Source organism: Actinokineospora iranica, from assembly GCF_900101685.1.
GTDB classification, from domain to species: domain Bacteria; phylum Actinomycetota; class Actinomycetes; order Mycobacteriales; family Pseudonocardiaceae; genus Actinokineospora; species Actinokineospora iranica.
On the sequence record NZ_FMZZ01000006.1, the window covers coordinates 29,877 to 44,361 of the forward strand.

Here is a 14,485-nt window from a genome sequence, read left to right on the forward strand (position 1 = left end):
ATAGTAAGACTGGTACCAGGACGCGTTCCCGCGTCCCGGGGGCAAGAAAATCATCTGTGGGGGATGAGAATGATCGACAGTCCTGGGTATGGCCGTGCCTATTTGCAGCTCGTCACCACCATGGCGCTGTGGGGGAGCGCTTTCGCGAGCTCGAAAATCGTGGTCGACGCCGTGCCGCACAGCGTCGCGGCGGTGCTGCGGTTCGGCGGCGGCGCGCTGGTGCTGCTGCTGGTCCTGAAGCTCTTCGGCGGTGACCGCAGCGGCGAGCCGCCCAGGGCCAAGACCCGCGCGGGACTGGCGGGCCTGCTCGGCGTCTTCGGGTACAACACGTTTTTCTTCTGGGGCCTGTCACTGGCCCCGTCCCTGGACGGCACGATCATCGTCCCGGTCCTGAGCCCCATCCTGACCACCGCGTTCGTCGTCCTGTCCGGCCGCGAGAAGGTCTCCACCGCCCGGGTGATCGGCCTGTCGGCCGGTCTGGGCGGCGCGATCCTGTTCTTCATGGGCGTCGGCGGCGACTTCAGCGGCGGCACGGACCGGCTGCTGGGCGACTTCGTCTACCTGCTCGGCGCGGTCTGCTGGTCGGCCTACACCTTGACCGTCCCGCACACCATGCGCGGCATCGAGTCCCTGCGCGCCACCACCTACGCCACCGTGGCGGGCGCGGTGGCCCTGGCCCTGTTCGCCGCCCCGTCCGTGCCGGACGTCGCGTGGGAGACGGTCCCGACAGCGGTCTGGCTCAACGTCGGCTACCTGGTGCTTGGCCCCACGGTGGTCGCCTACATCCTGTACTACAGCGGCATCCGGTCGCTGGGCGCGACGACGGCCTCGATCATGATGTTCACCTCGCCCGTCTTCGGCGCGATCTGCTCGGTGGTCTTCCTGCACGAGACGTTCAGCCTGCTCCAGGGCGTGGGCGCGGCGGTCATGCTCGTGGGCGCGGTCCTGGCCGTGACCAACGGCAAGCTCCCCCGCCGCAACCGTCCGGTGGCCGAGCCCGAGCCCGAGCCCAAGCCCGCTGCCGAGGCCAAGGCCACGGTCGACGCCACCACCTGACGCGGGCTGGTCCTAGCCCTCGCAGGTCATGTCGGCGGCGGGCAGGGACAGGTCGACCAGGTAGCGAATGCCGACGGAGTCCACGCACTCGTCGCCCTGGAGGAACGCGGTGTGCTGGGTGGCCTCGTAGGTCAGCAGGCGGGCGTCGAGGGATTTCGCCAGGTTGACGCCCGCCTGGTGGGGCGTGGCCGGGTCGCCGGTCGTGGAGACGACCAGGAGCCGGGGAGCGCCGGTGACGACGGGCTGATGGGGCTCGGTGGTGTTGGGCGCGGGCCAGAACGCGCACGGGTCCAGGGCGGGCAGCGGCGGGTCGGTGTCGGTGAGGAAGGAGCCCTTGGTGGCCTCGGCGACCCGGGTGGCGACCTCGGCCAGCTTGGCGCGGTCGGTGAGCCGGGGCTCGTCGACACAGCGGACGGCGATCAGGGCGTCCATGGACCCGGAGTACTCGCCGTCGCTGGCCCGGCCCAGGTAGAGGTCGGCCAGGAGCATCAGGGTCACGCCGCTGCCCTTGGCCAGCCCGGCGAGCGCGTCGGAGAGGACCGGCCACACGTCGTCGGAGTAGAGGGCGGCGGCGATGCCGGTCGTGGCGTCCGACGCGGACAGCCGCCTGCCGCCGACGGAGAGGGGGGCGGTTTCCAAAGCGTCGATCTTGGCGCGGAGGTCGTCCTTGGTCTTGATCACGCACGCGGGCCGCTCTGCGCACCAGGCGAAGTAGTCGGCGAGGGCCTTCTCGAAGCCCTGGGCCTGGCCGATGGCCTGCTGCGCCGGGTCCTCCAGCGGGTCGACGGCGCCGTCGAGGACCATCGCGCGGACGTTGCCGGGGAAGGCCTCGGCGTAGGCGGTGCCGATGCGCGTGCCGTACGAGTAGCCCAGGTAAGTCAGCTTCTCCTCGCCGAGCGCAGAGCGCAGGACGTCCATGTCGCGCACGACGTCGCGGGTGCCGATGTTGGCCAGCACGTCGACGCCGGTGCGCTCGGCGCACTTGGCGGCGAAGTCCTGGTTCTCCGCCTCCGCGTCGGCGACGGTCGTCTCCGGCGGGTCGATGCGGTCGGCGTCCATCTCGGGGCCGGTGAGGCAGCGGACGCGCGGCTCGCTGGCGCCGACGCCGCGCGGGTCGAAGCCGACGATGTCGAAGCGGTCGGCCAGCTCGGTGCGCTTGGCCTTGGTCGCGACCGACACGGCCGCGCTCATCCCGGACCCGCCCGGACCGCCCGGGTTCAGCACCAGCGCGCCCAGCCGGGCCTTCGCCGCCTGCCTGCGCAGCACGCCGATGGTGATCTCCCGGCCGCCCGGATTGGCGTAGTCGAGCGGGACGGTGAGCCGGGCGCAGCGGATGTCGCGCTTGACGAACGCCGTGCGGCTCTCGTCGTCGTGGATGTAGGCGCGGCAGTCGCTCCAGGTCAGCGGCTGGCTGTAGAAGCGCTCAAGCCCGGCGGGCACCGGGCCCTTCGGACCCACCTGCTCGACGGTGCCGATGACCGCCGTCCCGGAGACGGAGACCGTGCAGGCGCTGAGCAGGGCCACCAGAAGCGCGAGCAGCGGGACCAGGCGGAATCTCGACACCCGCCCATCCTCGCATCACGCCGAGCAGCGGGTCCCCTCCGGCGGCAGCCGCAGGTCGGTGAGGTAGGCCGCCCCGGCGGCGTCCACGCAGGCCGAGCCCTGCAGGAACGCGGTGTGCTGGGTGGCCTCGTAGGTGAGCAGGGCACCGCCGAGCGCCTTGGCCAGCGCGACGCCAGCGTCGTACGGGGTGGCCGGGTCGCCGGTCGTGGAGATGACCAGGACCGGCGGCAGGCCGCCTGCGGCGGGCAGGTGCGGCTGACCGCTGTTGGGGACGGGCCAGAACGCGCACGCGTCGAGCGAGTCGGTCGGCGGGCGGCCGTCGTCGAGGAACGGCGCGGCGGCCTTGTAGCGGCGCTGCGCCTCGCGGACGACGGCCTTGTCGGTCACCCGGGGGTCGTCCACGCAGCGCACGGCGGTGAACGCGTCCTGGGTGGTGGAGTACCGGCCGTCCGGGCCGCGTTCCAGGTAAGAGTCGGCGAGCAGCATAAGAGTGCGGGCCCGGTTCTGGCGCAGTTCGTTGAGACCGGTGTTGAGCAGTTCCCACAGGTCTTCGCTATAGAGGGCCTGGATAACGGCGGTGGTGGCGTCCGAGTACGACAGCCGCCGCCCGTCGCCGACGTCTACCGGGCGCTCGCCCAACGGGCGCGTGAGTTCCTGGTAGCGGGCCTGGGCGCGGTTCGCGTCCCGGCCGAGAGCGCAGTCCTGCCGCTGCACGCACCAGGCGACGAAATCGGTGAACGCGCGCTGGAAGCCCTCGGCCTGGGCGACGAGTTCGGCGACCGCGTCCTGGGTGGGGTCGAGGGCGCCGTCGAGGACCATGGCGCGCACATTGCCCGGGAAGGTCTCGGCGTAGACGCTGCCGATGCGGGTGCCGTACGAGTAGCCCAGGTAGGTGAGCTTCTCGTCGCCGAGCACGGAACGCAGGACGTCGATGTCGCGCACCACGTCGCGGGTGCCGATGTTGGCCAGCATCGCCGCGCCCTTGCCGGTGCGCTGGGCGCACTTGGCGGCGTAGTCCCGCTCGTCCGCCTCGACCTTGGCGACCCCGGACGGGGAGGTGTCGAGTTCGTCGTCGTCGGCGCGCTCGGCGTCGCGTTCGGCGTCGGTCAGGCAGCGCACGGTCGGCTCGCTTGACCCGACGCCGCGCGGGTCGAAGCCGACGAAGTCGAACCGCTCGTCGAGCGTGCTCGCCCCGGACAGCCGCGCCGCCGTGGCCAGCCCGGCAGCGCCCGGCCCGCCCGGGTTGATCACCAGCGAGCCGATCCGCTGGTCGGGCCGGGTGGCGGGCTTGCGCAGGACGCCGATGGTGATGGTGTCGCCGTCGGGTTCGGCGTAGTCGAGCGGGACGGTCAGCCGGGCGCACCGCACGCCCGCGGTGGTGGTCAGCGGACCCCGGTCGACGTCGGCCTTGGCGTATCCCGCACAGTTCTCCCAGGTCAGCGGCTGCCCATAGAACCGGTCGAGGCCTGCGGGGACCGCGCCGGTCGGGCCGTTGCGCTCGGTTTCCGGCGCTTGCGGCCCGGCCGGTGAGCAGCCCGCCAGCACGGCGAGCAGCATGACAACCAGCACGACACCGCTCGACCTCCGCACCGGGCCGATCCTGCCACCCGAATGCGGAACTCACCTGCCGTGCTGCACCGTTACCTGCAAGGCGAGAATTGCGTCACTGTTGGACGAGGGAGAGGTGGCCGGAGACGTGGCTGCGTTTCTGACACGGGTCAAGAGCCGGTTCCAGCGCCTGCTGGAGCGGCCGTCGACCGTCGACCTCAAGAAGTACGCCGAGGTGCTGGCCTCGATCCAGTGGCGGGAAGAGCGGGTCGCCAAGCTCTCCGACGCCGAGCTGACCGAGGCGGCGAAGGAGCTGCGTGGCAAGGCCGCGAAGGGCCTCGACGCCCAGGGCATGGTGGAGCTGTGCGCGCTGGGCCGGGAGGCGGCGCGGCGCGGGCTCGACCAGCGGCCCTACGACATGCAGCTCGTCGGCGCGATGGAGCTGCTGCACGGCCGGGTCGTGGAGATGGGCACCGGCGAGGGCAAGACCCTCGCGGGCGCGCTGGCCGCTGCCGGGTACGCCGTGCAGGGACGGTCGGTGCACGTCATGTCGGTCAACGACTACCTCGCCCGGCGCGACGCGGAGTGGATGCGGCCGGTCTACGAGCTGCTCGGCGTGTCCGTCGGCTGGGTCGAGCAGGAGTCCACGCCCGAGCAGCGGCGCGCCGCCTACCGCTGCGAGGTCACCTACGGCGCGGTCAGCGAGATCGGGTTCGACGTCCTGCGCGACCGGCTGTGCGTGGACTCCGCCGACCTGGTGCAGACCCCGCCGGACGTGGCGCTGGTCGACGAGGCCGACTCGGTGCTGGTGGACGAGGCGCGGGTGCCGCTGGTCATGGCCGGGTCCACCGACGACGCCCAGGGCGACCCGGAGGTGGCCAAGATCGTGCGGACGCTGCGCCCCGGGCAGCACTACGAGCGCGACGAGGACAACCGCAACGCCTGGCTGACCAGCCGCGGCGCGAAGGTGGTCGAGAAAGCGCTCGGCGACATCGACCTCTACTCCGGCGACCACTCCGACCGGCTCGCCGCGGTCAACGCCGCCCTGCACGCGCACGCGCTGCTGCAACGCGACGTCGACTACATCGTCCGCGACGGCAAGGTCCACCTGATCAACACCTCCCGCGGCCGGATCGCGCTGCTGCAGCGCTGGCCGGACGGGTTGCAGGCCGCCGTCGAGGCCAAGGAGCGGCTCAAGCCGACCGAGAGCGGCGAGGTGCTCGACTCGATCTCCGTGCAGGGCCTGGTCGGCCGCTACCAGCGGGTCTGCGGCATGACCGGCACCGCGCAGGCCGTCGCCGAGCAGCTGCGCGAGTTCTACGAGCTCAAGGTGTCGGTGATCCCGCCGAACAAGCCGTGCGTCCGCGAGGACGAACCCGACCGGATCTACGACACGGTCGAGCGCAAGGAAGCCGCGCTGGTCGCCGAGATCGTCGCCCAGCACAAGACCGGGCGGCCGATCCTGGTCGGCACCATGGACGTCGCCGAGTCCGAGCGGATCGCCGAGAAACTGACCGAGGCGGGCGTGGAGAGCGTGGTGCTCAACGCGAAGAACGACGCCCAAGAGGCGGCGATCGTCGCCGACGCGGGCGCGCACGCGGCGGTCACCGTGTCCACCCAGATGGCCGGACGCGGCACCGACATCCGCCTCGGCGGCGCCGACGGCGACGACAACGACCACGACAAGGTCGCCGACCTGGGCGGCCTGTACGTGATCGCCTGCGGCCACTACCCCAGCAGCAGGCTCGACAACCAGCTCCGCGGCCGCTCCGGCCGCCAAGGCGACCCGGGCGGGTCGGTGGTGTTCGCCAGCCTCGCCGACGAACTGGTCGTCCAGTACGCGCCGGAAGCCGAAGCCGGGTCCGACCCCGAGGACGACGGCCGCTACGACGACGACGTGACCGCGCAGCGGTTCATCGAGCACGCGCAGCGAGTCGCCGAAGGCGTGCACCTCGACATCCACCGCAACACCTGGCGGTACACCAGGCTGATCGAACACCAGCGCGACCTGGTGCTGGCTTACCGCGACGACGTGCTGCGCACCGACCTCGCGGCGCGTCAGCTCGCCGAGCGCTCACCGGCACGCTGGAAAGAGCTGGCCGAGAAACTGGACGACGAGATGTTGACGAAGGTGGCGCGGCAGATCGTGCTGTTCCACCTGGATCAGCGGTGGTCGCGGCACCTGGCGTTCCTGTCGGACGTCCGGGAGACGATCCATCTGCGGGCGCTGGCCAGGGAAACGCCGATTGACGAGTTCCACCGGGCGGCGATCGGCGAGTTCCGGGGGATCTTGAAGGAGGTCGGCGAGCTTTCCGGCGAGACGCTGGAGAGCGCGGAGATCGGCGCGGACGGGGTTGACCTGGAGACGGCTGGATTGCGGCGGCCTACGTCTACGTGGACTTACATGGTCCACGACAATCCGTTCGACTCCGATGCCGAGCAGGCGTTGCAACGGGTTCGGGCTTCGATGCGAAAGGTGAAGGCCGGGCGTTCGTGAGCGGACCACTTGGCGATCAACCCGATTGGGCGATCAGGTCAGATTCGAACGCTTACATTCCGCCACACCGCACCCAGCTTGCGGACAAATGGACCGCTAACCGTTCACCCGGTTAGTGGAACACATCGCGCGACGCGAGAGCCATACTGCTAGCTCGCACTATGCTCATTCCGCGCCTCCGATACGACGAATGCGCGGAATAGCCAATCTGTCTGTCAAAAAGACGGATTCCACAATGCCACTGGGGGCAGCGTTGAGACCGACAAACCACGACGAACTCGCGCGAGCGCAGCGTGAGATTCAGGAACAACTCGGGCAATTGGCAACGCTACGGGCGAACCTGCGAGACCTACGAAGCCAGGCGCAGTCCGAGACCGGCAAGGTGACCTGCGCCGTCGACGGCGAGGGCACGATCCTGGAGTTGCGCATCGCCCGCGGATCGGTCAGGTCGATGCCCGCGGCCACGCTCGCCGCCGAGATCAAAGAAGCCATCGACACCGCACGCCAACGGCAGGATGAGATGACAGCCGAGCAGTACAACCACCTGTTCGCCCGTTACGCCGGTTCCGAGGGCCTCGACGATGTCCGGTATTGAGGAAATCTACCGACTGGTCAGCGAGATCGAGGCGACCACCGCACGGGCCCGCGCGGACGCCGCCGCGAAAGCGGCACGGACGATCGAGGAAGAAATCCGGCCAGAACTGGGCACAGTGCGAGTGAACGGATACGGCGCGCTGCTCTCGATCGATCTCGACCAGCGAAACATCCAGGTCAGCACCGAGGCCGTGCTGGCGGCCGCCGTGGTGGACGCCATCACGCGCGCCGAATCCCGAGCGAACCGTCAGGTGGGGAGCGAACAATGACCGACTACCACGTCGTGCCTGCCGCTCTTCGCAACGCGGTGACCAAACTGGACGAGGCGGCGGGGCACTGGGGATCGGCACACGGCGCGATCCGGGATCACTACATGGGCCAGGACACACTGGGCCTGCTCGGTCGGCTGAAGAACACGCACGAGGCGTACAACCGCGCCTTGGACACGGTGCAGAACAGACTGGGCGAAGGCAGCCAGCGACTCACCGACGCCGGTTCCACCCTGAACGAGGTGGCCAAGCATTACGAGTCGGTGGACGCGGACGAATACCGCAAGTTCAACTACATAGACGAGAAACTGGGGCGTTGAGATGGGCGGGACCGAGGTCGTCGGCGGGTACCCGGTACCCGCGGGTGCGGACAATCGTGTGTTTCCGTATGACAGCGCGGCAACCGTGGTGTACTGGGGCGACAAGGCGGGCAATCCACTCGTCCGCAAGTTGGTGGACGAGGTTCGCGACTGGCTAGGGCATCCGGAGATCGTGACCAGCCTCGCCCACCAGTGGGGTGTCGACGCGAAGCATCACATGGATCAATCCTCCGGTGGGCTCACCTCGTGCTTGTTGGACGTGAAGGCGTACTGGCAGGGGCCCGCGTTCGACTCCTTCGCCGGGTACATCGGACAGGTCCAAGAGGTGGTGAAAGCGAACGCCCAGGTGCTGACGGAAATGGGCAAATTGATTCAGGAGATGCACAAGCACATCACCGAAACCTACAAGTCGGGGATTCAGTTCATCGGCCAGTGCGCTGCGGATATTCTCGCGGCGGCGGGCGGGATCGCCGGAAACTGGGCGAAGCTGTGGGGTGCCGTGGCCGAGGGTGTGCTCACCCTGCTCGGTAGGTTCGTGACCAGTACGTCGACGCTGGCACAGAAGGCGTTGGACGTCATGGACGGGTACAGCAAAAGCGCGTTCGACCTCGAAAGCAAGGCAGTCGACTTGAAGATCCCGGACACGGCGCCTGCCTCGGTCGGGGAAAACGGCAACTGGAAGGTCAAACCCGCGACATGAGCCGGATCGCCAGAGTCGCCATGGCCATCCTGGTCGTCCTGGGGCTCGCATCCTGCGCGAGCAGCGCGGAGCGGCCGCGACTCTCAGACCTGCCCGACAAGGATCGGTGTTTCGACGGCCTTGAAGAAGGTCTGCGGGAAACGACCGGCCCGCTGTATGGTCTCCAACGGAACGCCGCACCCGTTCTCGGTCCGGTAAATGATGTCTACATATCGTGCACGGTCCGGTTTATGGACACTCACTACTCGTTGAGGCAAAGTCGTGGGCCCTATGAACGAGACATTTCGGTGACATACCGCCTTTACCATGGCGATTCGGCCGTCGCGAACGCGGTTCGAGATTTCCGCAATCCCACATTGCCCCGGTCGGATGTCGTGTCCCCAAACGGACCGCCAATCGGCGACGAGCACGCGAGCTGGCCGGGAGACGGGGTTCTCGACATCGGGTGGAACGTCGAGATCCGGGTCAGCAATATGATCGCCGATATCACGGTAGGCGGCCGGGACTACGCTCCTGACGCCACGGACAACACCACGGTGGGATGGCAGGAGATCCCCGGCCGGTTGCGCGAGCCAGCCGAGCGGTTCGCCGCCGCCGTGGCGGCGCGCCTGCTGCGGGATTAACGAAGACGGGCGACGAAGCGGGATTTGGCGGCCGCCCGGCGTAGCTTGCCTGATGAGGTCTTGGGCAGAGCGCCGGGCGGCACGGCGATGACCGCGGCCGGGGACGCTGAGACAGCGTGGACGACGGCGGCGGCCACCTCGTCGCACAGTCGCCGCTCCTCGGCCGCGTCGCCTGCCAGGGTGGACTCGAAGGCGACCGCGAACCGTTCTCGGCGGGCGCCCTCGTCCAGCCGCAGCGCCACCACGTTGCCCGCGCGCACGCCAGGCACCGAGGCGGCGGCGCGTTCGACGTCGGTCGGATAGACGCGCCTGCCGCCGATGGTGATCACATCGGTGATTCGGCCGCGGATGACGATCTCGCCGTCGGCGAGGTAGCCGAGGTCGCCGGTGGGCAGCCAGCCCTGGTCGCGGTGGGTTGGCACCGGGCCGTCCACCGTCAGGTAGCGCCGGGACACCGACGGGCCCCGTATCCACAACTCCCCCACCTCGCGGTCGCCGCATTCGCGGCCGTCTTCGCCGCTGACGCGCACCTCCACGCCGGGCAGCGGCGGGCCGAGCAGCGCCAGGCCCGCATCGAGCCGCAGGCCCGTGCCCGGTGACGAGAACGACACCGCGACGGTGGCCTCGGCCAACCCGTAGGCCGGGAGCACCACGCGCTCGGCCAGGCCGAAGCGACGGCCCGCGGTGACGAACGAGTCCACGGACCGCGGGTCGATCGGGTCGCTGCCATTGAGCGCGATGCGCAAGCTGGACAGATCGTAGGTGCCATCCGGGACAGCCGCGAGTTCCCGGCCGAGCAGCCCGTAGGAGAAGTCCGGCCCGGCGGTGACGGTGGCCCGGTGCTTGCTTATCAGCTCGGCCCAGATCAGCGGATGGAACAGGAAGTCCCGCGGCGTCACGCTGACCAGGTCGGCGCCGAACGCCATGGGCAGCAACAGGAATCCCATCATGCCCATGTCGTGGAACAGCGGCAGCCAAGAGAGAAAGACCTCCCGTTCCACATCGGTGCGGGTAGCCGCGAGCATCGCGATCACGTTGGCGTGGATGTTCGCGTGGGTGAGGACCACGGCCTTGGGTTCCGCCGTCGAACCGCTGGTCAGTTGCAGCAGCGCCGGTTCGTCGTCCCCGCTCGGCACGACGTCGGCGAGCGGTTTCCCGGTCAGGTCGGCGATCATCATGAACGGGATGCCAACGTCTGCCAGTTTCGCCGCGAACGAGGCGAACGGCCGGTCGATCAGCACGACGTCCGCCGACACCAGGCGAAGGGCCTCCAGGGTCGTCTCGGACCACGTCCGCAGTCCTGTCCGCGAGGTCGGCAGGTGCAGCATGGCGACGGTCCCGCCCGCGAGCCAGACCGCTTGCACGGCAGGCGCGATCACCGCGGGCTCTCCGGCGAGAATCGCCACGGTCGCCCTGGCCGGGACGCCACCGCCGACCAGCGCCCCGGCGATCCGCCTGGCTCGCTCGTGCACCTGAGACCAGGCGAACCGCTCCGCTGCCCTGGGTTCCCCGACCACGATTCCCCGATCGCGCCGGTTTCCGCTGGTCAGCATGGCTGTCACGATCCGGCTCACAGCCGCACAGTACATAGGGAGCGGGAACTCGTCCGTGGGTGTCGCACGTCGGGGCGGCCCGGTGGACCTAGGGTGTCCGTTGGGGACGTAGGCTGACCCCCGTCACATTTTCGCCTCTAAGGCGAAAACATGGTGGAGGATGGTGACATGCCGCAGCTTCGTATCGCCTTGGCCCAGGTCAACCCCACTGTCGGGGATCTGTCCGGCAACTCGGCCATGGTGCTCGCCTGGACCCGCAAGGCCGTTGAGGCGGGGGCGCACCTGGTCGTGTTCCCGGAGATGGCGCTCACCGGCTACCCGGTGGAGGACCTGGCCCTGCGGGAGTCCTTCGGACATGCCGCGCGCACGGCGTTGGCGGCGCTGGCTGAGACGCTGGCCGACAACGGGTGCGGGGAGATCGCCGTGTATGTCGGTTATCTCGACCGGGATGAGGTTGGCGCGCGCAACGCGGCCGCTGTCCTGCACGGTGGTGAGGTTGTTGCCCGGCAGTACAAGCACCACCTGCCGAACTATGGCGTGTTCGATGAGCGCCGCTACTTCAAGGCTGGGCGGTCCCTGGACATCGTGCGGGTGCGGGGGCTGGAGGTGGGCATGGTCATCTGCGAGGACATCTGGCAGGAGGGCGGGCCGATCGCCGCGCTGGGGCGGGCTGGGGTCGATCTGGTGGTCTCGCCCAATGCTTCGCCGTATGAGCGCAAGAAGGACGACGCGCGGTTGCCGCTGGTCGCGCGGCGGGCGCAAGAGGCTGGTGCGCCGCTGGTCTATGTGAACCAGGTTGGCGGTCAGGACGATCTGGTTTTCGACGGTGACTCGATGGTCGTCGGTGCTGATGGGACGCTGCTCGCACGCGCGCCGCAGTTTGTCGAGGATCTGGCGCTGGTTGACCTCGACTTGCCGGGGGGTGCGGCGAAGAGCGACGCCGAGGCCGTTGACGACTTCTCGGTGCGGCGGGTGACCGTGTCGGCGGAGGCGGTGCCCGGCTATGAGCCGCAGCACGCGGGCAGCCTCGCCGAGCCGCTGCCGGAGGAAGCCGAGGTGTGGGCGGCGCTGGTCACCGGGCTGCGCGACTACGCGCAGAAGAACGGGTTCCGGTCGGTGGTGCTGGGGCTGTCCGGGGGGATCGACTCGGCGGTGTGCGCGGCGCTGGCGGTGGACGCGCTGGGGGCGGACGCGGTCTACGGGGTGTCCATGCCGTCGGTGTACTCGTCGGACCACTCGCGTTCGGACGCCAGCGACCTGGCCGAGCGGACCGGGCTGCACTACACCGAGCAGCCGATCGCGGGGATGGTCGAGGTGTTCGTCGACCAGCTTGGCCTGACCGGGCTGGCGGAGGAGAACGTGCAGGCGCGCTGCCGGGGTGTGACGCTGATGGGACTGTCCAACCAGCACGGGCACCTGGTTCTGGCCACCGGCAACAAGACCGAGCTGGCCGTGGGCTACTCCACCATCTACGGCGACGCCGTCGGCGGGTTCGCCCCGATCAAGGACGTGCCCAAGACCCTGGTGTGGGCCCTGGCCCGCTGGCGCAACGCCGAGGCCGAGAAGCACGGCGAGGCCCCGCCCATCCCGGAGAGCTCGATCAGCAAGCCGCCCTCGGCCGAGCTGCGGCCGGGTCAGATGGACAGCGACTCGCTGCCGGACTACGAACTGCTTGACGACGTCCTGGACGACTACATCGAAGGCGACCGCGGCTACGACGACCTGATCGACGCCGGGTTCGCCCCGGAGCTGGTCGACCGGGTGCTGCGGATGGTCGACCGGGCCGAGTACAAGCGCCGCCAGTACCCGCCGGGCACCAAGATCAGCTTCAAGGCGTTCGGCCGGGACCGCAGGCTCCCGATCACCAACGCCTGGCGCGAGGGCGCCCCGCTGGACCTGCCATAAGACAGGAAGAGGTCCCGCGCGCACCGGCCACGAACGGCGTTCACCGGTTAGGGTGCCAGCGTGAACTCCAGGGTGATCGGGACGGACGGTGCGGCCGTGGACTTCGCCCGGGTCCGCCAAGACTTCGCACTGCCCGAACAGTTCCCCGCAGCCGCGCTGGCCGAGGCAGAGCAGGCCGTCTCCGACGGCGCGCGCGGCGCCCGGGTGGACGCGACCGACCTGCCGCTGGTCACCATCGACCCGCCCGGGGCGAAGGACCTGGACCAGGCCGTGGCCATCAACCGGCGCGGCGATGGGTACCGGCTGCACTACGCGATCGCCGACCTCGGGGCGTTCGTCGTGCCCGGGGGCGCGCTCGACGCCGAGGTCCGCAAACGCGGCCAGACGATCTACCTACCGGACGGCAACGTCCCCCTCCACCCGACTGTCCTGTCCGAAGGCATCGCGAGCCTCCTCCCGAACCAGGTGAGCCCAGCCGCGCTGTGGACGATCGACCTGGACGCCGCCTGCGAGCCCGTCGACGCCCGCGTGGAACGGGCCCTGGTGCGGTCGGTGGCGCAGTTCGACTACGAGACCGTCCAGGCGGGTTTCGACCACGGCAACCCCCACCCCTCGGTGGCGGCCCTCCCCGACCTGGGCCGGTTACGCCGCGCCCTGGCGATCCGACGCGGCGCGGTGGAGTTGCAGCTCCCCGAGCAGGAAGTCGAACCTGACGGCGCCGGTTGGCGCCTGGTGCTGCGCCCGCGCACCCAGGTGGACGCATGGAACGCCGAGATCTCCCTGCTGACCGGCATGGCGGCGGCAAAGATCATGCTGGACGTCCGGGTAGGCGTCCTGCGCACCCTGCCCGACCCCGACGCCAGCGCGGTCCAGTGGCTGCGCCGGTCGGCGAAGGCGCTGGGCATCACCTGGCCGAAGGAGAAGAGCACCGCCAAGCTGCTGTCCGAGCTGGACCCGACCCAGCCCGCGGCCTTGGCCCTCTTCATGGACGCCACCCGCCTCCTACGCGGCGCCGGTTACACCGTCTTCGACGGCGCGGTGCCACCCCTGAGCACCCACGCAGGCGTCGCTGCCTCCTACGCGCACGTCACCGCCCCACTACGCAGACTGGTAGACCGTTTCGGCACCGAAATCTGCCTGGCGGTTTGCGCGGGCAAGGAAATCCCGGCCTGGGTGCGGGAGGCCCTCCCCAGCCTGCCGGTTCTGATGGAATCCTCCGACAGCCTGGCAAGCAAGGTCGACCGAGCCTGCCTGGACCAGGTGGAAGCCTGGGTCCTCCACGACCAGATCGGCCAGGAGTTCGACGCGGTGGCCCTACGCGCGGAGCCTGCGACAGCGGAAATCTTCATCGCCAACCCACCAGTCCTGGCCAGGTGCACCGGAACATCCCTCCCTGAAGGCGAAACCATCCGAGTGCGCCTGACAGAGGCCGACGAGGTACGGCGCAAGGTGGCCTTCGAGCGGGTGTGAGGGACTGCCCTGGGTGGGCTGGATCGGGTGGAACCAAAGTGGTGTCTCGGGTTTCCAACCGGGTCCGCGACCCGGCCAGGCCCCCAGGGCTGGGCCAGTGTGCAACGGGGGGCGGAACGGCACACCACCCACCTGCACCCAGGGCCTGCCAGGTGTCAGACGGGGGTGGAGCAGCGCCCCCTGCCTGCCGAGCCCAGTCCTACCAGTGCCAGCAGGGTGGGGGCAAGGAGCACACCCGCCCCCCTGCCAGGCAGAACCAGCGCCCGCCCAGTGCTCGATGGGGTGGAGTGGTTTCTTCGGGGGTGAAGGAAGATCCCTAAACTTGCCGTGGTCGTGGGGCCGAAGGCTCCCCACCCGTCTTTCCCCGCGACGGGATCTTCCTTCGTA

General features: G+C 69.6%; 12 protein-coding genes. 9 read left to right on the top strand and 3 right to left on the bottom strand.

All coding sequences use genetic code 11. From position 1 onward, the window contains the following. Positions 1-69 precede the first annotated feature (69 nt). Complete coding sequence (locus BLS56_RS13825; RefSeq protein WP_091450453.1) at positions 70-1,056, top strand: DMT family transporter; 987 nt, start codon at positions 70-72, stop codon at positions 1,054-1,056. A 12-nt stretch (positions 1,057-1,068) separates the two neighbouring features. Here the strand turns inward: BLS56_RS13825 and BLS56_RS13830 are convergent, their stop codons facing one another. Together BLS56_RS13830 and BLS56_RS13835 are read right to left on the bottom strand one after the other, a co-directional pair. Further along, the gene (locus tag BLS56_RS13830) at positions 1,069-2,619 is read right to left on the bottom strand and encodes an alpha/beta hydrolase (protein WP_091450454.1); all 1,551 of its coding nucleotides are present in this window, start codon (positions 2,617-2,619) and stop codon (positions 1,069-1,071) included. A 15-nt stretch (positions 2,620-2,634) separates the two neighbouring features. Further along, a complete protein-coding gene (locus BLS56_RS13835) occupies positions 2,635-4,176 on the bottom strand; it encodes an alpha/beta hydrolase (RefSeq protein ID WP_091450455.1) in 1,542 nt (513 codons plus the stop codon). Between the two features lie 139 nt (positions 4,177-4,315). Between BLS56_RS13835 and secA2 the strand changes: the two genes are divergently transcribed. From secA2 to BLS56_RS30620, 6 genes are all read left to right on the top strand, one after another. Then, positions 4,316-6,664, top strand: coding sequence for an accessory Sec system translocase SecA2 (gene secA2, locus BLS56_RS13840; RefSeq protein ID WP_228771629.1), 2,349 nt, complete (start codon positions 4,316-4,318; stop codon positions 6,662-6,664). Between the two features lie 235 nt (positions 6,665-6,899). Next, complete coding sequence (locus tag BLS56_RS13845; protein WP_175482820.1) at positions 6,900-7,259, top strand: YbaB/EbfC family nucleoid-associated protein; 360 nt, start codon at positions 6,900-6,902, stop codon at positions 7,257-7,259. Beyond that, positions 7,246-7,527, top strand: coding sequence for a hypothetical protein (locus BLS56_RS13850; RefSeq protein WP_091450458.1), 282 nt, complete (start codon positions 7,246-7,248; stop codon positions 7,525-7,527). The genes BLS56_RS13845 and BLS56_RS13850 overlap by 14 nt, the downstream gene beginning before the upstream one ends. Beyond that, positions 7,524-7,847, top strand: coding sequence for a hypothetical protein (locus tag BLS56_RS13855; RefSeq protein WP_091450459.1), 324 nt, complete (start codon positions 7,524-7,526; stop codon positions 7,845-7,847). The genes BLS56_RS13850 and BLS56_RS13855 overlap by 4 nt, the downstream gene beginning before the upstream one ends. A gap of 1 nt (position 7,848) precedes the next feature. After that, on the top strand, positions 7,849-8,547 hold the full coding sequence (locus BLS56_RS13860; protein WP_091450460.1) for a WXG100 family type VII secretion target: 699 nt from the start codon (positions 7,849-7,851) through the stop codon (positions 8,545-8,547). After that, on the top strand, positions 8,544-9,170 hold the full coding sequence (locus tag BLS56_RS30620) for a hypothetical protein (protein WP_139190671.1): 627 nt from the start codon (positions 8,544-8,546) through the stop codon (positions 9,168-9,170). Before BLS56_RS13860 ends, BLS56_RS30620 begins: the two co-directional genes overlap by 4 nt. On the opposite strand, the gene BLS56_RS13870 is transcribed toward BLS56_RS30620, so the two are convergent. Continuing rightward, a complete protein-coding gene (locus BLS56_RS13870) occupies positions 9,167-10,744 on the bottom strand; it encodes an AMP-binding protein (RefSeq protein ID WP_091450462.1) in 1,578 nt (525 codons plus the stop codon). The genes BLS56_RS30620 and BLS56_RS13870 overlap by 4 nt on opposite strands. Before the next feature lie 147 nt (positions 10,745-10,891). Between BLS56_RS13870 and BLS56_RS13875 the strand changes: the two genes are divergently transcribed. Continuing rightward, the gene (locus BLS56_RS13875) at positions 10,892-12,628 is read left to right on the top strand and encodes an NAD+ synthase (RefSeq protein WP_091450463.1); all 1,737 of its coding nucleotides are present in this window, start codon (positions 10,892-10,894) and stop codon (positions 12,626-12,628) included. A gap of 72 nt (positions 12,629-12,700) precedes the next feature. Further along, positions 12,701-14,098, top strand: a complete 1,398-nt coding sequence (locus BLS56_RS13880; RefSeq protein WP_407640519.1) for an RNB domain-containing ribonuclease — start codon at positions 12,701-12,703, stop codon at positions 14,096-14,098. Positions 14,099-14,485: the final 387 nt, after the last annotated feature.